The sequence below is a fragment of the Clostridium sp. AF27-5AA genome, from assembly GCF_003478415.1.
Lineage (GTDB): Bacteria > Bacillota > Clostridia > Lachnospirales > Lachnospiraceae > Otoolea > Otoolea fessa.
In genome coordinates this window covers 42,774-59,857 of the sequence record NZ_QUFH01000001.1, presented here as the reverse complement: position 1 = coordinate 59,857, position 17,084 = coordinate 42,774, and the positions used below count along the sequence as shown (strand labels likewise).

At 53.1% G+C, this 17,084-nt stretch carries 16 protein-coding genes and 1 pseudogene; all 17 read right to left on the bottom strand.

Going from position 1 to position 17,084, the window contains the following annotated elements; translation table 11 throughout:
- Positions 1 to 14 precede the first annotated feature (14 nt).
- Positions 15 to 5,924, bottom strand: a complete 5,910-nt coding sequence (locus tag DWY89_RS00365; protein ID WP_118524263.1) for a phage tail tape measure protein — start codon at positions 5,922 to 5,924, stop codon at positions 15 to 17.
- Positions 5,925 to 6,036: 112 nt separating this feature from the next.
- On the bottom strand, positions 6,037 to 6,876 hold the full coding sequence (locus DWY89_RS00360) for a nucleotidyl transferase AbiEii/AbiGii toxin family protein (protein ID WP_118524262.1): 840 nt from the start codon (positions 6,874 to 6,876) through the stop codon (positions 6,037 to 6,039).
- 1 nt (position 6,877) lies between these two features.
- A complete protein-coding gene (locus DWY89_RS00355) occupies positions 6,878 to 7,462 on the bottom strand; it encodes an abortive phage infection protein (RefSeq protein ID WP_118524261.1) in 585 nt (194 codons plus the stop codon).
- A gap of 118 nt (positions 7,463 to 7,580) precedes the next feature.
- On the bottom strand, positions 7,581 to 7,745 hold the full coding sequence (locus DWY89_RS14270) for a hypothetical protein (RefSeq protein WP_173769484.1): 165 nt from the start codon (positions 7,743 to 7,745) through the stop codon (positions 7,581 to 7,583).
- Positions 7,742 to 8,122, bottom strand: a complete 381-nt coding sequence (locus tag DWY89_RS00350; protein ID WP_118524260.1) for a hypothetical protein — start codon at positions 8,120 to 8,122, stop codon at positions 7,742 to 7,744. Before DWY89_RS00350 ends, DWY89_RS14270 begins: the two co-directional genes overlap by 4 nt.
- Positions 8,123 to 8,188: 66 nt before the next feature.
- Positions 8,189 to 9,016 (bottom strand): SPFH domain-containing protein, encoded by an 828-nt coding sequence (locus DWY89_RS00345; protein ID WP_182434459.1) that lies wholly within the window; start codon positions 9,014 to 9,016, stop codon positions 8,189 to 8,191.
- Positions 9,017 to 9,078: 62 nt separating this feature from the next.
- Entirely contained in the window at positions 9,079 to 9,693 is a 615-nt protein-coding gene (locus DWY89_RS00340) for a major tail protein (RefSeq protein WP_118524258.1), read from the bottom strand.
- Positions 9,694 to 9,727: 34 nt separating this feature from the next.
- Positions 9,728 to 10,045, bottom strand: coding sequence for a hypothetical protein (locus DWY89_RS00335; protein ID WP_118524257.1), 318 nt, complete (start codon positions 10,043 to 10,045; stop codon positions 9,728 to 9,730).
- A gap of 10 nt (positions 10,046 to 10,055) precedes the next feature.
- The gene (locus DWY89_RS00330) at positions 10,056 to 10,433 is read right to left on the bottom strand and encodes an HK97 gp10 family phage protein (protein WP_118524256.1); all 378 of its coding nucleotides are present in this window, start codon (positions 10,431 to 10,433) and stop codon (positions 10,056 to 10,058) included.
- Positions 10,411 to 10,764 carry a phage head closure protein gene (locus tag DWY89_RS00325; RefSeq protein ID WP_118524255.1) on the bottom strand — a complete coding sequence of 118 codons (354 nt, stop codon included), beginning with the start codon at positions 10,762 to 10,764 and terminating at the stop codon, positions 10,411 to 10,413. The genes DWY89_RS00330 and DWY89_RS00325 overlap by 23 nt, the downstream gene beginning before the upstream one ends.
- Complete coding sequence (locus DWY89_RS00320; RefSeq protein WP_118524254.1) at positions 10,764 to 11,102, bottom strand: head-tail connector protein; 339 nt, start codon at positions 11,100 to 11,102, stop codon at positions 10,764 to 10,766. Before DWY89_RS00320 ends, DWY89_RS00325 begins: the two co-directional genes overlap by 1 nt.
- Before the next feature lie 26 nt (positions 11,103 to 11,128).
- Positions 11,129 to 12,334, bottom strand: coding sequence for a phage major capsid protein (locus DWY89_RS00315; RefSeq protein WP_118524253.1), 1,206 nt, complete (start codon positions 12,332 to 12,334; stop codon positions 11,129 to 11,131).
- Between the two features lie 411 nt (positions 12,335 to 12,745).
- Positions 12,746 to 13,291: pseudogene (locus tag DWY89_RS14470) on the bottom strand (head maturation protease, ClpP-related); the annotation flags it as partial.
- Positions 13,288 to 14,685, bottom strand: a complete 1,398-nt coding sequence (locus DWY89_RS00305) for a phage portal protein (RefSeq protein ID WP_243022636.1) — start codon at positions 14,683 to 14,685, stop codon at positions 13,288 to 13,290. The pseudogene DWY89_RS14470 and the gene DWY89_RS00305, both read right to left, overlap by 4 nt.
- Entirely contained in the window at positions 14,685 to 14,900 is a 216-nt protein-coding gene (locus tag DWY89_RS00300) for a holin (RefSeq protein WP_243022635.1), read from the bottom strand. Before DWY89_RS00300 ends, DWY89_RS00305 begins: the two co-directional genes overlap by 1 nt.
- 25 nt (positions 14,901 to 14,925) lie before the next feature.
- On the bottom strand, positions 14,926 to 16,551 hold the full coding sequence (locus tag DWY89_RS00295; RefSeq protein ID WP_207663370.1) for a terminase TerL endonuclease subunit: 1,626 nt from the start codon (positions 16,549 to 16,551) through the stop codon (positions 14,926 to 14,928).
- On the bottom strand, positions 16,551 to 17,030 hold the full coding sequence (locus DWY89_RS00290; protein WP_107000223.1) for a phage terminase small subunit P27 family: 480 nt from the start codon (positions 17,028 to 17,030) through the stop codon (positions 16,551 to 16,553). Before DWY89_RS00290 ends, DWY89_RS00295 begins: the two co-directional genes overlap by 1 nt.
- Positions 17,031 to 17,084: the final 54 nt, after the last annotated feature.

Sequence of the window (17,084 nt, the reverse complement as noted above, 5' to 3'; positions counted from 1 at the left end):
ACGCATCTCCTCCTTTACTTGAAGACCGAATCATCCTCGTGGATCATGCCGTTGATCTTATCGGCAACGGTCTGTGCGAGTTCATCATCGTTCCGGGCATTGTAGCCGTTGACCGTGATATATACGCCACCAAGGTTGGTCGTCCGGGTGGTACCGCCTCCGGCCAGAGCCGCCTGCGGGAAGTTCCAGCCAGAGCCATCGAAGTGCGGCAGGGTCAGTTCCGGCAGACTGAAGGAACTGATGCCCTCCATACCCTGCTGCACCTTTGCTGCCATCGACTTGATCTGGCTGATTAGTTCGCCCTCGCCTTTCTTGATGCCGCCGGAAAGCAGCTTCATAAAGTCTGGCATATAGGTGTCCGCATCTGCCAGAGGTCCTTCATCCGGCACAGAGAAGTGCAGGAACGAACGGATACCGCTTGCCACACTCTTGACCGCACTGCCGACCCAGCTCACACCCTTCTTGATGCCTCCTGCAATACCGCCAACGATATCCTTGCCCCAGCTGACTGCCGAGGAAGCCACGTTCTTGATACCGCCCCAGATGGACGATGCCACGTTGCCGATGGCAGAAGCCGCATTGGAGATACCGTTCTTGATGGCATTTACTCCATTCGAGAATACCGAAGTGACCTTGTTCCAGATATTCGTGACTCCTTCCCGGAAGCCATCGCAGTTTTTCCAGAGAGCGGTCAGTCCAAGACCGATGCCGCCAACGGCCGCCACTGCGATACCTGCAGGACCCGCCAGACCAGCAAGTGCTGTGCCTGCGGATGCGAGGAAACCACCTGCGGAGCTTGCTACGCCTGCAAGAGCCGTACCCGCACCTGCCGCCAGACCAGATACGGCCGTGCCAACCGAGCCGAACAGTCCTGCGATTGCGGAGCCGGCAGAACCAGCAATTCCGCCCAATGTGGAACCCACACCAGACAGAAGCCCAGAAAGACTGCCGCCTAAGCCGCCGATCTTCGTCACTACACCGGAAAGCAGCCCGCCCAGATTCGACAGGATTCCCCCACCGCTGGAGCCAAGGCTTCCCAGCTTCGAGATGATACCGGAGATTCCCTCTCCCAGACCGCCCATTTTGGAGGTCAGCCCGGAGATCAGGTTGCCAAAGTTCGACACGATCTGACCGCCATCTGCGCTGCCGATCTTCGACAGGAAACTGCCGATGTTGGACAGCAGACCGCCTCCGTTTTCGGAGCCAAGAACATTGCCGAGGTTCTGCAACGTACTTCCGAGGTTTCCGATGGTGTTCTTCATGGAACCGAGCTTGTCCACAAGACCGGTGACCGTATTGACCGTGTCACCAACCTTGCTGATGCCATTGCCCAGACTCTTTAGAAAATCCGAGTTGAAAGTATCGCCAAGGCTGCGAATTCCATTTCCAAGGGAACTGGTCTGAGAACTCAGCTCTCCAATGGAATCCTTCATATCCGCAAAACCCTGCTTTACCTCATCGCTCATGCCACCGACTGCTGCTTTGGTGATTCCCTGCAAATCCGTCCAGATTGCCTGGAACTGTGTTTTCAGCCCGGAAAACCCGGACATCAGCTGGGACTGGATACCGCTTCCCACACCCCTTGCAGCACTGCCGATACCGCTCTGGCTTCTCTTGATCGTGGTGGCAAAACTGCCGACCACAGAATCCATCCAGTTTCCAAGAGAATCGACCGGTGTCGTGAGGTTATCGCTCATGGAGCCGGCTAATCCTTTCACGGCTTTGACCACGCTCTTGACATTTTTCTTAATTCCGGTCGCCAGCAGTTTCATGAAGTCCGGCATATAGGTGTCTGCATCGGACAGAGGACCTTCGTCTGGCACAGAGAAATGCAGCAGACTTCTAACCCTGCTTGCGACATTTTCTGCCGCTGCGATCACGGAACCGGCTGCTGCCCGGACACCTGCCGCCATCTGGGAACAGATATCTGCGCCCCAACGGTATGCCGAAGAAGCAATCGAACCGAGCGAGTTAAAGCTGCTCCTGATACTTGCAACACCGGAAGAAACCGTGCTGCGCAGACTGGACATTGCCGAAGACACTGTGGACTTGATGCTATTGAAAGCAGAGGTCGTGGTGGATTTCAGTGTGTTCCAGCTGCTTGTGACCGTACTGCGAACTGCGGATACAGAGGAAGTTGTAAGAGACTTGATACTGTTCCACGCTGTCGTAATCACCGTCTTGATACCATTCCAGCTGGTGTTCGTCAGAGTTTTCACCGCATTCCATGCGCTTGTCATGGAGGATTTTACAGAAGCAGTCGCAGAAGTAGTAAGGGACTTGATCCCGTTCCACGCTGTGGTAATGACCGTTTTAATGCCGTTCCAGCTGGTCGTTGTCAGCGACTTCACTGCATTCCATGCACTGGTCATGGACGTTTTCACTGCTGCTGTCGCAGAGGTCACATTGGTCTTCACCGCCGCAAAGCTGGTCTGGATGGTGGTCTTGATGCTGTTCCATGTGCTGGCAGTACTGGTCGTAATGGAACTCCATGCAGATTTCATCGCGGCACTTACACCTGCCGTTCCGGTTTTCACCGTCTGGCTAATGGCTGCCCAGCTCTTACTGTATGCCTGCTCCACACCCCTCATGGAGTTGGTGATGGAGGTAGACAGCGTGGTGGACAGGTTCTCCGCCGCCGCAGTCACAAGGCTGGTGTTGGTCGTGATACCGTTTGCCAGACCCTGCATGAAATCCGGCATCCAGCTTTCCATATCTGCCAGAGGTCCTTCATCCGGCACAGAGAAGTGCAGGAAGGAACGGATACGGTCTGCCACTCCCGATACGGCACTTGCCACATCCTGAATCCTCGACTGGATACCGGACACAATGTTGCCGATCATGTCAGAGCCCCACGAGAATGCCTGTCCAGCCAGACCCTTGATAAAGGAAACTGCACTGTTAAAGCCGTTCGTGATGGTGGTCTTGATACCGGAGATCGTAGAGGAAATCCCGGATTTCATGGAGTTAAAAGCTGTGGTCGCCGCACTTTTGATGCTGTTACTGAGGGACGATACTGTGGATTTCATGGCATTCCAGCCGGAAGAAACCACCGATTTGATACCATTTACCACACCGGAGATCTTGCTGCTGATGGCGCTCCAGATGGAAGAAACCGTAGACTGGATCGCAGAAAGGACAGTCGAAATGACCGTCTTGATCGCATTCCATGCCGTACTCATCCGGGTCTGAATGCCAGTCAGCAGCGGAGTCAAGAACGATACAATGGCATTCCATACCGTCGTCACTGCGGTCTGGATTGCTGTCAGCACCGTGGAGATGGCTGTCTGGATTGCGGACCAAACCGTAGAGAAAGTCGTCTGCAATCCAGTCAGGATCGGAGTCACAAAGGCGACGATGGCGTTCCAGATGGAAGTGATCTTCGTCTGGATCGCGGTCAGTGCTGCGCCGATCAGGATCTGGATTGCCTGCCAGATGGTCTCAAACAGATATTGGAACGCATCCAACAAAGGTTTCATGGTGTTGTAGATGCCGTTCCACACCGAAGTGATCGTCGTGCTGATGGTGTTCATGACCGTAGAGATCGCGGTCGAGATCGCCGTCCACACAGTTGTCACCGTGGTATTGATCGTATTCAGCACAGACGAAACTGCTGTGGAAATGGCCGTCCAGATGGTGCTGAAGGTCGTCTGGATACTCGTAAGGACAGTCGTAAAAAAGCTCGAAACCGCAGTGAACACAGTCGTCGCCACACTCTGGATAGCAGAAACTGTGTTTGAGAAGAAGCTGCTGATTCCGTTCCACACGGTCTCGAAGAAGTTCTTGATACTGCCCCAGACAGTCTGCCAGTCCGTACCGAACAGACCAAGGAACACATCCAGCGCACTCTTCAGAGCAGTAAGGGTCGTGGAGAAAATGGACTTCACGCCATCCCAGATACTGGAGAAGATGCCCTTTGCCGCTTCCCATGCGCCGCTCCAGTTGCCGGAGAACACATTGGAAAAGACATCGAACAGGCCAAGCAATGTATCCAGAACGACACCGAGGATGGTCGAAATATTCTGGAATGCTCCCTCAAACAGCGGTGCAAGCACCTGACAGAAGCCATCCCAGACAGCTTTCAGTACCTCAGTGACATCCTTAAAATCAAAGCCCAGCCCATTGATCCGCTGTGTCAGCTGGTCGCAGAAGCCTTTCACCTTGGAAACGATGTCGTTCCAGATGCCGGTAATGGCAGTACGGAACTCCTCGTTGGTGTTCCAGAGATTCATAAAAGCCGCCACCAGCGTACCGATGACCGCCACCACGGCTACGACCGGCCCGGACAGACCACCCAGAACCACCCCCAGCTTGCTGAACACACCGCTGGCACTGCCCACATGGGTGATGAGAAGCCGGACACACTTTGCAAGAGAACTGAAACCCCGCATCGCTGTGCCGATGGTCGATATGGTCTTACCAAGCACAATGAGCAGCGGGCCAATGGATGCCGCCAGGAGTCCGATCTTGATGATCGTTTCCCTGGTACTTTCATCCATGCTGTTGAGCTTGTCCACGAACTGCTGCACGGCAGATACGATCTTGCGGATGGTAGGCATCAGGATATCGCCAAAAGAAATAGCCAGCTCCTCCAGCTGAGATTTCAGGATGGTGAGCTGACCATTTAAATTGTCCTGCATGGTCTCTGCCATGCTCTCGGATGCGCCATCGCAGTTTTCAATGGCACCACGCAGTTTGTTGATGTCCGTCTCGCTGGAATTCATCAGGGCAAGGAAACCGGACATCGCATTCTTGCCGACCAGTGCCTCTGCATTGGATGCTTTTTCAGATTCGGTCAAGCCGGAGAATGCTACACGGCAGTCTGCGAGGATATCGTTCAGGCTCCTCATACTGCCATCTGCATTGCTGGTGGCAATCGTAACCTCACCGATGTTCTTGCCTGCAAAGGTCACTTCACCGGAAAGGTTGTTCATGATGGTACGAAGGGACGTACCAGCCTGCGAAGCCTTGATACCACTATTTGCCATCAGACCGATGGCTTCTGCGGTATCCTCTGCCGAGAACCCAAACGCACCGGCGATAGGCGCACAGTACTTGAACGTCTCGCCCATCAAGCTGACGTTGGTATTCGCATTGGAGGAAGCGGCTGCAAGGATATCTGCAAAATGCCCGGAATCCGCAGCAGACAAACCAAAAGCTGTGAGGGCATCCGTGACGATATCCGAAGTCGTGGCGAGGTCTTCACCGGACGCCGCCGCGAGGTTCATGATACCCTCGATACCGCCTAGCATATCCCCCGTTTTCCATCCGGCCATGGCCATGTATTCCATCGCCGAAGCTGCCTCGGATGCGGAGAACTTGGTCTTCGCACCCATCTCACGGGCTTTCGCACGAAGCTGGTCAAAATCATCCCCGGTCGCACCGGAAATGGCAGAGACCTTACTCATTTCGGAATCGAAATCGGCTGCGGTCTTCACTGCAGCAGTGCCAAGACCCGTTACAGCGGCAGTCACCGGCAGGAACTTCTTGCCGACATTCTCTACAGAAGATCCAATGTTCTGGAGCTTTTCTCCGGCTTCATCAATCTTGGCAAGAGTCGCATTCGTGGTCGCTGCCTGATCCTGTAAGGATCGTAGATTCTGTTCGGTCTCCACAATCTCACGCTGGAGGGCATCGTACTGCTGCTGGGTGATCTCACCGTTGGCAAGCTGCTCATTAGCCTGCTGTGCGGCAGTTTTCAAAGTTGCCAGCTTTTCCTTAGTGGCTTCAATGGCATCCTTCAGCATCTTCTGCTTCTGGACAACCAGTTCTGTATTGGAGGGGTCCAGTTTCAGGAGTTTGTTGACATCCTTCAGTCCGGACTGCGTCCCCTTGATTGACTTGTTTACATTTTCCAGTGCTTTGGAGAGCTTTGTGGTATCGCCGCCGATCTCAACGGTGATGCCCTGGATTCTAGATGCCATTTGCGTAACCACCTCCTTGCAGGCATGAAAAAAGCCCATCTGCACGGGACAGACAGGCTAAAAATGGGTATAAAAATACCCCGTCAGATTTCTCCAACGGGGTTGCTACCGATTATTGAATTATACTCCATAAGAGCATTGTGCTCTCCATAATATCCTCATAGCTGATATCAGTAGCATACGGATATTTCTTCTGGTAGGACTTCCAAAGTGTATGTAACTGTGCGTCATCACTGACGGCAGCCATAATTTTGGGTGCTTCCTCTTTCAGATTTTCGGTGCTTCTTTTCTTACAGGTTGCCTCAAATGCCTTTTTCAGCACATCAGCATCGATGTCCTGCTCGTAAATAGAAAGCAGGGTCTTGATATCATAGAAGTCTCTCATTCGGGTATTCAAAAGACCTCTTGCAAGGACCGTCTGAAGTTTTTCTGCCAGAATTGTTTCCAAATTATACGACCAAAGGCTGATGGAACGGTCATCCAAGAGCAATTTATAGTTGTACTCGATTGCTCTTGGCGTGATAACATCTCCTGTAGAAATATCAATCTTCATCGGTGTAACGAGTTTTCCCATCACGGCATTCATAGTAAACCGAATACCCGGATATTCCATTTCATCCATGATATTGGAAACTTCCTTAACCTCAAAGGTCACTCCATCGCCAAGGTCGATGTCCTTGATTTCATCCACAATCCGTCTGGCATCTTCTGCCGACAGATTCTGATTTTTAATACTCGTATCGATATCCATCGTGGACCGCAATGCTACGCCAACCATTGCTGTCACCAGCATTCCGCCTTTGATGATAAAATTATCTTTATACTGCGAATTGGCAACTCTCTCAAGGAAACGCTCCATCATATAAATTCGCATGAGCGTTCTGGCATCTGCCTTGTTTTCCTTTGCCACATTCTTAATTCTTCCCTTAACCTGTTCAGGTGTCAGCTGCATTTTACAATAATACCCCCATATATCTGCGGATCACATTATCAACCCGAAACAGCTTTGCATATTCCATAAGTCGATTCAGGTCCTTGTCTCTTCTGGAAACATATGTCTTCAGAACGGAATTGAAATCCTGTGCTTCAATACTGCTCCGACTTCTCATCAGATCACAAATCGTTCGTTCCAGGTCATATATTGGAATCATATTCCCGTCATTGTCTTTCACAATAATCTTTCCGACATCCAGTAATTCCCGTTTTACCGTATATACTTTACAACTTCCATCCGCTGTAAGCCGATGCGCATTGTAACCGCTGTATATGGTAAGTGTGTGGACAAACGGTTCTCTGTCTGTCAGACCATGATAATAAAAAGCCTCGTCATGTGAAAAAACAGCATTCGGGCATCTCTTATGAAGCACATACAACTCATCGACCCAATCCGCTCCCGTAGAATAAACACCACGGCTGACCGGCTCCAATCCGTTTTCTCGAACATATTTGTAAAACTTAAATTTTGAAATTCCAGATTTTCCCGCAATTCTCGGCGTAAGGTAATCATGATTTTGAACTAATCTTGTCATCTCATTCATAGAATCACCATCCTTCCGTGCTTATATTGTAATCGAAATAAGCACGATAGTCAAGCAAAATCAAACGAGCGTGCTTATTTCATATTTAATATATGCACGCTCGTCGAGTTTTATTCTGTCAAAATTTGTCAAAATCACTTTGCGAAGCCAGCTCTTTGTACGGATAGTCGTCGTTCTGCCGCTCCGTGAACATATCATTGACCAACCCGATGGTCAGCAGGTCGAGATCGGCGATGCTGATACCGAGCTGTACACAGCGCAGCAGAAAGAGCGGGGTGGTCATTTCCCGCTCACTTTTTCGAGGTTTTTTCTGGATTCCACCTCGGTCTGCACATTCAGGCCCCACAGTTCGATCAGCTGGGGCAGGATCTGATAAATGGAAAAGGTATTGAACTGGTCGAGGAACTCCTCCGGGCTGTCCGGCACCTTTGCTGGGTCCGCATGACGGGCCATCAGCCATGCCAGGTCCTCAAACATCTCCAGACTGAACAGGTCGAGGTTGGAATTATCCTCTTCATTCTCCCCTACGCTCTTTTCCAGCTGGCGCAGGTCCTTGTAAATGTCACGGCCGAACTTGATGCGGTACAGGCGAGGCACAGCCGCACTTGCCTTAAAGGTGACTTCCTTGCCATCGATCTCGATTTTCTTTGTAACTGCCATAATCGTAATCCTCCAAAATTTCATGTAAAATTGGCAGAGCCGAAGCCCTGCCGTATATCGTGTTTCTTACTCTGCCGGGTCAATGCTGACCAGTGCATTACCGCCACTCACAGTGGGCAGCTTGCCATCCCACTTCTGGATCTTCTGGTAATCGATCAGTGTATCGGACAGGCTTTCTGCCAGTTTGCGGTTTGCCTCTGCCTGTGCTTCTGCGGCAATGGAAGTCTTCTGGGCTTCCGCCTCTGCATTGGTGATTGCCACCTGCTTATCCGCTTCTGCCTTGGCAATGGCGGCTTCATTCTCGATCTTCTGCTTGTCAGCAGTCTGCTGGGCAATGGACTTCTGCTGGATGGCTTCGTTATAAGCATCCTCGAAATTCATGTCGTTGATGACGACCTTGTTCACAAACACAACATCGTCGCCGTATTTCTGCACAAGAGACTCTGCCAGCTTCTGCTGTGCCAGCGGTTCGATCTTGGTTCGGTTGGTTACCTCATTGGGACCAAGTTCTGCCATCGCAGACTTGATGGCAGATGCCACAAGTTCGTCACCGACCAGATTCTTGATGTCGGACACATTCGCATACAGCCATGCACTCTTCTCTGGAAGCACCTGATAGGTCACGATGACATCAGCGGCATACACAGGGGTCTTGTCAGAGGCTTCGCCCCAGACCTGTGCTTCGATGTGCTTATCCTGCTGCTTGTTGTTGACCTTGTGGATGCTCTGCACAAAGGGGATGCAGAAGTTGAGCTTGCCGCTCTGGATGGTGGTCTCCTGGATCTGGCCGAAGCTGGTCTTCACGCCCGTGTAACCGGTGGGGATGATGTGGAACGAGCAGACAGCCAGTACCAGAACGATGATCACTGCGAACAAAGGAAAAATCTTCTTCATAGTCATATACCTCTTTATAATAATGTAAGCAGAGCCGAAGCCCTGCGGTGTGTGTCGATCACTTAGCCCTGCGGCTCCTCAGTGTGACTGGTGTCTTCGGTGTCCACAGCTTCTGCCTGCGGCTCATAGACCGCATCGTACCACTTGTTGTAGACATCATCGGTAGTGTTGGTACCGGTCTTTGCCTTGACATAACCGTTTGCCAGAGGGGTTGCCTGCAGGTTCAGGGTGTCCGTCTTGACTTCTTTGCTGTCCTCGTTGGTCTCACCCTCGATGGATGGACGGCTTGCCACACAGTTGTACAGCACATGACGGATGTGGCGCTGGTCGCCATCAAACTCGAACAGGAAGGCGAAATGTTCCAGTTCCACATTAGCGTTCTCCGCAAGCACGCCGTTGCCATCCAGTTCCTCGTGCATGATGTCCGTGAGGAAGCTCTCCGGGATCAGCGCGATCTCAAGATCCCCCTCATAGCCGGAGTTGTTATTCACGACATAGTAGGCGATATTGTCCGCATAGAACGGCTCGATCTCGCCATTGGCATCCATAGAAAGACTGACGGCACCGGGGATACGGACCGGCTTTGCATAGGTGACACTGCCATCTTCGTCAAAGGTCGCCTTGGCATAATGGCAGTTTTTCAGGCCAAATTTGACCTTATTGCTTTTCTTCGACATAGTGTTCCTCCCATAAAAATATCCTGCATGAGCATCACACAGTCAGCTCATACAGGACTTCATACATCTTTTCGGTTTCGATCCAGACCTCGCTTTTCTCATAGTAGAGTTCGTGTGCGGTCAGGACTTCTTCAATGCTTGCTTCCATATCCGGGTCTTTGTAATCGGTGTACACCTCAATGTCCAGCCGGTTAAAGTGGTGGTACACAAGGTTATCTGCACCGAAATTCTCGGCTTTCGGATACAGGAAACAGATAAACGGTGGATCAGGGCTCTCCCCTTCTGCGAAATGGTCATACGCATAAGGAAGCCCCATCTCCTCCACCAGAGCTTTTACTTCTTCGTGGGTCATTGGTTCCTCCTTACTTTAGTGCCTTTTCGATGAGAGACTGGAGCTGCTCGATACCGGCCTGCTCTGCCGGAGCGATATGGGGTCTTCCTGCCACCCGTCCGCCGCCGCGCTTGGCATGACCTTTTTCCAGCAGATGTGCCAGCTGGTAGCGGTTCTTGGAATGCACCACCATATGAAGGCTCTGGCTGGATTCGGACTGTTTGGTCGCCACCCAGCTTCCTTTGTATGCGCCCGTTCTGGACGGTGCATTGGCCGAAATCTGATCTTTGACCGTTTTGGCAGACTTACGGACAGCACTCTTCACCTGCGTGGAAGCAAGCGTCGCATATTCTTTTAAGCCTTCGTTGATGGCGTCAGCCATCTCATCAATGCTGACGGTTCTGCTCATCCGGCTGCCTCCTCTCCAGTCTGCAATGAATCTTCAGGATCTTCTTCTGATAGTTCATCGGGTCAACGGATTCGATATTGTAGAGCTGCTCCCGGAAGCGGATGCGGTAACCAGTGGAAGTTAATCCTCTGGTCTCGCTGCACCAGCGAACCGTAAACACCACGCTCTTCTGTTCGGCTGTGACCTCACCTTCTTCTTCCTGTGCCTGATAGGTCGAAGCGTAGGCAAAGCAGGTGAAATATTCCTTCCATGTGTTCCGATGGTTTCCGACCTTATCGGTCACGACCGTGCTTTTCTCGATTGTGATCCGCTCATTCAGTTTCTCGATCATCAGAACACCCCCTCCCTCACAGCAAACAGAATGGAACGAAGCGTCAGCATCAGCTGCTTATGGTCAGCTTCGTCCCGGTGCTCATAGAGATACCCCAGTGCATACAGAATCGCCACACGACAGGTGCTGCGCAGGGCTTCCAGTTCCCTTGTGGGCTGTACTCCGTTCTCGGCATCCCGGTCAGCGGCATTGACTGCCTCCCACTGGTCTTCCGAAAGACGGCCAACGTCCTTGCACATCTGCTCCGCAGAAGATAAAAGGATGCCGATCAGGGCATCCTCATCGCTGCTGTCCACGCGGAGATAGGTCTTCGCTTCGTAAAGCGGAATCAGTGCCATAACCGGCTCCTCCTTTCCAGACTTTCTTAGCCCTGCGGTGCCATCTGCAGAAGCTGTACGGCTTCGGGCAGGATCAGCTTGCCATCCACACGCTGGGTGGTCAGGAAACCGACCTGATCAGTACGGGCATACAGCTCGTTCAGACGGCGGAAGGTGCGGTTCTGGCGGTCAGCCACCCAGTAGTAGCTGTAATCGCCAAAGGCCATGACCTTGCTGCCACCCTTGATCTCCGGCATGAAGGCGGAAGTCTTCAGCGGACGGTTCAGCAGGGTATCCGGCTTGCCGATCTCCAGACCCGGCTTCCAGATATAGTTGCCGTTGTTGTCCTTGATGGTCATCAGCTGCAGCACCAGGGCTTCGTTGCAGAGGAACTGTGCCTTCTTGCGGTACGGAGCCTTCAGTGCATAGTAGAGCTTGAAGATCTCATCGAAGGTAACGGCATCCTTCTGGGCAGCGGTCACACCGACCTTGGCACCGCCGGTCTCAGCCAGCAGACCCAGAGGCTTGCCCACACCGTCACCGGTGATAAAGGCGCGCTCCTCTGCGTTGCCCATACGCACACCGAAACGGCGGGCAATATAGGTGGCGAGGTCAAAAGCGGAGTCATTCAGCAGCTCGTTGGAGATCTTGATCATAGTGCCCAGCTTGTACGCTGACAGCATGGTCTGACCGAAAGTGGTATCGCTCTCCGGGATCTCCTCGCCCTCATCGATCCAGCTTGCCTCACCGGTATCCTCTGCGATAGGGATCTTGCGGGTGCCGGAGCTGGTGCGGATGACCGTTGCCATGCCACGGAAGATGTTGTTCTCCTCCAGTGCCTCCACCAGCTTCTTCTCGAACTCATCGGGAACGGTAAAGCCGCCCTCGGTGTCCTCACCCACAGACAGGGCATTGCGGACCTCGCCGTAATGGCCACGGTTGCGGATCATGTTCCAGAAGTTCTCGGCATACTCGGCAGTGGCAGTCGGCTTGACATCCTTCTTGGCACCGTTCTTCGGGTCAGCATGGACAGGACTGGAAGTCGGTGCGGACAGCTGTGCCTCGATCTGTGCCTGCTGCTCCAGGCGCTCGATCTCTGCACCCAGGTCCTTGACCTCCTGTGCCATCTTGTTGTACTGCTCCACGGCCTCAGCCTTTACCAGACCGTTCTCGCCGCGGTTCTTCTCCAGAAAGTCCTTGGTCTGCTCCCAGAGAGTGTTGCGCTTGGTGCGCAGTTCCAGAATCTTACTCATAGTGTTTGTCCTCCATAGATTGATTTGTGGTGATATGAAAAACAGCCCGAATGCACATCACTTCATGCACTCAAGCTGTTTCATCAGGATATTGTAAGGGATGCTGCCATCCTCGGTCTTGCCGTCCATGTCAAGAACAGGCCCCGGATTGGCAGGCGGTTCTGCCGGAGGGGTCGGCTCTGCGGACGGTTTCGGGTCAGCCGGCGGTTCCTTCGGCTCAGTGTGTTTCTGGCCCACATCTTCCGGCTTCACACCCAGACGGTTCAGGACGATTAGATCCATCTGACGGCTGGAGAAAAGGTGCCCTGCCGTATCCTTCTGGAACGGCTTCTTTTCTTCGCCCTCGCCCGGTTCACTGTCAGGGTCTTCTTCCGGATTCTCCGGGTCTGCCGGGTCACTGTCCGGCTCCTCCTCTTTCTTTGCAAAGAGGATCTCGTCTGCAAAACCCAGCTCCACCGCCTTCTTCGCATTCATCCAGGTCTCATTGCTCATGAGGTTGGCAATGCGGGCATGAGTCAGACCAGACTTTGCGGCATACGCATTGATGATGCTCTCCTTGACTTCGGTCAGCACCTCGATGGCTTTTTCCATGTCCTTGGTGTTGCCCATTGCAACGGTGCTGGGGTCATGGATCATCAGCATGGCGACAGGACTCATCTGGACAGTATCACCGGCCATTGCGACAACGGATGCCGCCGAAGCTGCAATCGCATCGATCTTGACCGTGATGCTGCCCTTGTAATCCTTAAGCATGGTATAGATCTCGGCAGCGGCGAACACATTACCGCCCGGACTGTTGATCCAGACGGTCACATCCCCCTCGCCGGATTCCAGCTCATCCCGAAACATCTGCGGCGTTATTTCATCGCCCCAGAATGATTCCTCATCAATGGGGCCTTCCAGCCGGAGGATTCTGGTGTCGTCACTGTTTTTGATCCAGTTCCAGAATTTCTTCATCGGGTTCTCCTTCCATTTTTCCGTGGCTTACTCTCACTCAGCCGGTTATCGCTGTCAGGTTCTTCTTCCGGGTCGGGCTGTGTCTGTTTCGGCTGATTCTGCTGGGCTGCGGCAGCTTTATTCTGCTGTGCCACCCCTGCATCTTTCAGCTTCACATAGCCGCCGTTCAGGTAGTAGTCGTCACCGCCCTCCTCTGCCGGGATGAGGTCCATGTTCTCCAGACGATGCACATCATTCGGAGAGAGGAAGCCGTTACTGATTCCTGTCGCATAGCCGTTCATCCGGCTCTGGTAGTCGCCACGGAGCAGACCATCCACATTGAATTTCGGGAAGTAGGTATCCTGCTCCTCCTCCAGCAGCAGATCCTTGATGATGCCCTGCTCGATGCGGACAAGCCACGGGGTCAGGGAATGCATCACGAAGTTCAGCGACTGGTATTCAATGTTGGAGAAGGTCGCCCTGGACAAATCGGCTACCAGATGCGGAGGCACACGAAAGATACGGCAGATCTCCGTCACGGAAAACTGCTTCGTTTCCAAAAACTGGCTGTCCTCCGGTGGCAGGGAGATTGGTTTGTAGGCCATGCCCTCTTCCAGCACAGCCACACGATGGGCATTGGCTGCACCGCCATATGCCGCTTCCCAGCTATCCCGGATACGGTTCGGGTCTTTCACAACGCCGGGGTGTTCCAGCACACCGCTTGGCTGTGCGCCGTTCTTGAAGAAAGAGGAACCGTATTTATCCACGGCAATGGAAGTGCCGAGGCTGTTCTTCATCATGGCGATCGGTGAGAAACCGATTAGACCATTAAACCCAAGCCCCGGCACATGGAAGATCTCGTCCCGGCGGAAGTAGAGGTCTTTATTCTGCTCTCCCGGAACTTCATCCGTGTAGGCGTGGTAGATATAGTAGAGCTCGCCACTCTCATCTCGGTCAACTTCGACATTCTCCGGCAAAAGCGGATACAGACCCAGCACCGTATTCTTGCCATCCCGGACGATCTGTGCGTAGGCGTTGCCCCAGAGGAGCAGATGGGTCATCAGCGTTTCCCAGAAGACAAAGGATGTCATCTCCGGGTTGGGCTGGCGATACAGAATCTTATACAGCGGATGATCCCGTGCCTTTTCCTTATTGCCGTTATCGTCTGTTACCCGGTAGAGATGCAGTGGCAGTGCCGCAATGGACTCTGCCAGCAGACGAACACAGGCATACACGGTCGGGATCTGCATGGCGGCTTTCTCATCCACCTGCTCCCCGGCATTGGAACGGCCAAACACAAAGGTCTGCCCGGAATCGCGGACATTATCCGTGACCTGCGGCAGACCTTCTTTTGGCTGTTCTGTTTTGGGAGAATCCCTTGGGTTCTCAAACCCCATCCATTCCCAGAATCCCATTAAGCCTTATCCTCCTTCTCCAGTTCCGGCAGACCGGCAAGGCTGGTACCGAGGGACGCAACACCTGCCACGATCACTGCACTGCCGACTGCCATCCAGTCCACCGTGCCGCCGGGCATCTGTGTCACGACCAGGGCCGCGCCGGTCTGGAACATCGTCTTTGCAGCACGGATGCCGGCTGCCTTCCACCATTCTGCACTCATCAGATACTTCATTGTGTTTTCCTCCATCTTTTTCATATCAAAAAACGATCATGTCACGTTCGTCGTAGACGCTTCCCTGCTGCTGTCCTTCGTTTCGGATGCAGCGGTCCAGTGCCATGATCGCAGCGACGATACCATCGATTTTCTCCGGCGATTTTGCCTTTGTCGGCTTGATATTGCCTGCCGGGTCGGTATCCACGACCACATTCCCCGCCATCCATGCCATGACCGGGTTGCCGCCGTGGATGATCCTGCCTTCCATCAGGAGCTTGTAGAACTCCTTGGTGGGCGGGCTCATATCTTTGAAGCCCTGTCCGAAAGGTACGACTGTGAATCCCATCCCCTCAAGATTCTGGGTCATCTGCACGGCTCCCCATCGGTCAAAGGCAATCTCCAAGATGTGATAGGTCTTACCCAGCTCCTCGATGACTTTCTCGATAAATCCGTAGTGAATGACATTGCCTTCTGTCGCCATCAGATACCCCTGCTGATACCAGACATCATACGGAACGGATGCCCTGCGCACACGCTGGGGGATCGTGTCCTCCGGTATCCAGAAGAAAGGAAGCATGATGTACTTTTCTTCTGGGATTCTCGGTGGGAACATCAGCACAAAAGCCGTGATGTCTCCGGTGCTGGACAAGTCCAGACCTCCATAACAGTCACGGCCTTTCAGGGCTTCCATATCAATGGGCTGGTTGCCCAGATTGTAGATGTGTTCCGGGATAAACCGGGTCAGCGATGCAACCCACATATTCAGACGAAGCTGCTTGAACACATTCTCCTCTGCCGGGTTGTCCAGTGCTTCCTGGTACGCATCCCGGACACGCTGTATCTGGATGGTCTGGCCCAATGAGGGGTTTGCCTTATACCAGTTGGCTTCATCGTGCCAGTCATCCTCATCGGTCAAACCGTAGACCACGGGGTAGAAAGTGTGGTCGATCTTATGTCCGGCCAACAGGTCAAGGGCTTTCATGTGGAGCTCGTAGCAGATGCTCTCCTTGTCCGTGCCGGCCGTGGTGATCAGGAAGAACAGCGGCTGTTCACGGGCATCACCGGAACCTTTGGTAAGGACATCGTAGAGTTTTCGGTTTGGCTGGGCATGAACCTCATCCAGCACCAGACCTGACACGTTCAGACCGTGCTTCGTACCAACTTCGGCAGACAGAACCTGATAAAATCCTGCGTTCCCGTAGTTCACGATGCGCTTGGTGGCTGCCATGATCTTGCACCGTTTCAAAAGTGCCGGGGTCATCTGCACCATCTGGTGGGCAACATCAAAAACAATGGATGCCTGCTGGCGGTCAGCCGCCGCACCATAGACTTCGGCAGATGGCTCATTATCGGCAAAAAGCAGATACAAGGCCACCGCAGCGGCAAGCTCAGATTTGCCGTTCTTCTTGCCGATTTCGACATAAGCCGTGCGAAACTGACGGTTTCCCTTTTCATCCACGATGCCAAACACATCCCGGATGATCTGCTCCTGCCAAGGGAGAAGCCAGAACCGCTTGCCTGCCCACTTACCTTTGGTATGACGCAGGTTTTCGATAAAAGTCACTGCCCGGTCTGCTTTTGCGGCATCGTAATGGCAGGTCGGAAGCATGAACCGGCTGGGTTTGTAGTCCTTCAGTTTCGGATAGTTTTGGGGTCTGCACTCTGCCATCAGCTTCCACCTCCTCCCAGCAGATTCTCCATCTCATCAGCTGCATCCGCAGGACCGCCGTCCGAAGCAATGATCCGGCTTCGGGAGGACGGGGTCAGACCGAACTGCTCTGCAAACTTGTTCATGATCTTCAGATAGGTCTGGGCGATGGACACCTGCGGCACCTGCTGCCAGTACCCGGACGGGGTCTTGACGATAGTGCCGTGCTGGGTGATGAACTCCTCTGCCTCCTTCCATCGGGCATACGCCTGACAGTAACCGGCAAAGGCCGCCATGTCCACTTCGGTCAGGATGCCGATGGCTTCCATCTGTTTGGCAAGTCTACGCCACTCTTTCTTTGCTTCCGGCTCCAGCCACTTCGGACAGGCCGGTGCTTTCTTATTGGGCTTCGGTTCGCTGGTGTTCAGCGGATGCTTGCCCGGATTACCTTCCAGTTCCTTCATGGCGGTCGGCTTTGGTTTTCTGCCTCTGGTAGCCATTGGCATCTCCTCCTTTCTGCAAAAATGGGTAAAGAAAAAAGACCTCCAAAGAAG

Bases quoted from the DNA above. Each gene is read 5' to 3' on its own strand.
- DWY89_RS00345 (WP_182434459.1), bottom strand. From the start codon at position 9,016: ATGAAGAAGATTTTTCCTTTGTTCGCAGTGATCATCGTTCTGGTACTG.
- DWY89_RS14270 (WP_173769484.1), bottom strand. From the start codon at position 7,745: ATGACCACCCCGCTCTTTCTGCTGCGCTGTGTACAGCTCGGTATCAGC.
- DWY89_RS00330 (WP_118524256.1), bottom strand. From the start codon at position 10,433: ATGAGCAGAACCGTCAGCATTGATGAGATGGCTGACGCCATCAACGAA.
- DWY89_RS00355 (WP_118524261.1), bottom strand. From the start codon at position 7,462: ATGAATGAGATGACAAGATTAGTTCAAAATCATGATTACCTTACGCCG.
- DWY89_RS00350 (WP_118524260.1), bottom strand. From the start codon at position 8,122: ATGGCAGTTACAAAGAAAATCGAGATCGATGGCAAGGAAGTCACCTTT.
- DWY89_RS00325 (WP_118524255.1), bottom strand. From the start codon at position 10,764: ATGATCGAGAAACTGAATGAGCGGATCACAATCGAGAAAAGCACGGTC.
- DWY89_RS00335 (WP_118524257.1), bottom strand. From the start codon at position 10,045: ATGACCCACGAAGAAGTAAAAGCTCTGGTGGAGGAGATGGGGCTTCCT.
- DWY89_RS00360 (WP_118524262.1), bottom strand. From the start codon at position 6,876: ATGCAGCTGACACCTGAACAGGTTAAGGGAAGAATTAAGAATGTGGCA.
- DWY89_RS00295 (WP_207663370.1), bottom strand. From the start codon at position 16,551: ATGGCAGAGTGCAGACCCCAAAACTATCCGAAACTGAAGGACTACAAA.
- DWY89_RS00305 (WP_243022636.1), bottom strand. From the start codon at position 14,685: ATGGGATTCTGGGAATGGATGGGGTTTGAGAACCCAAGGGATTCTCCC.
- DWY89_RS00300 (WP_243022635.1), bottom strand. From the start codon at position 14,900: ATGAAGTATCTGATGAGTGCAGAATGGTGGAAGGCAGCCGGCATCCGT.
- DWY89_RS00365 (WP_118524263.1), bottom strand. From the start codon at position 5,924: ATGGCATCTAGAATCCAGGGCATCACCGTTGAGATCGGCGGCGATACC.
- DWY89_RS00290 (WP_107000223.1), bottom strand. From the start codon at position 17,030: ATGGCTACCAGAGGCAGAAAACCAAAGCCGACCGCCATGAAGGAACTG.
- DWY89_RS00320 (WP_118524254.1), bottom strand. From the start codon at position 11,102: ATGGCACTGATTCCGCTTTACGAAGCGAAGACCTATCTCCGCGTGGAC.
- DWY89_RS00340 (WP_118524258.1), bottom strand. From the start codon at position 9,693: ATGTCGAAGAAAAGCAATAAGGTCAAATTTGGCCTGAAAAACTGCCAT.
- DWY89_RS00315 (WP_118524253.1), bottom strand. From the start codon at position 12,334: ATGAGTAAGATTCTGGAACTGCGCACCAAGCGCAACACTCTCTGGGAG.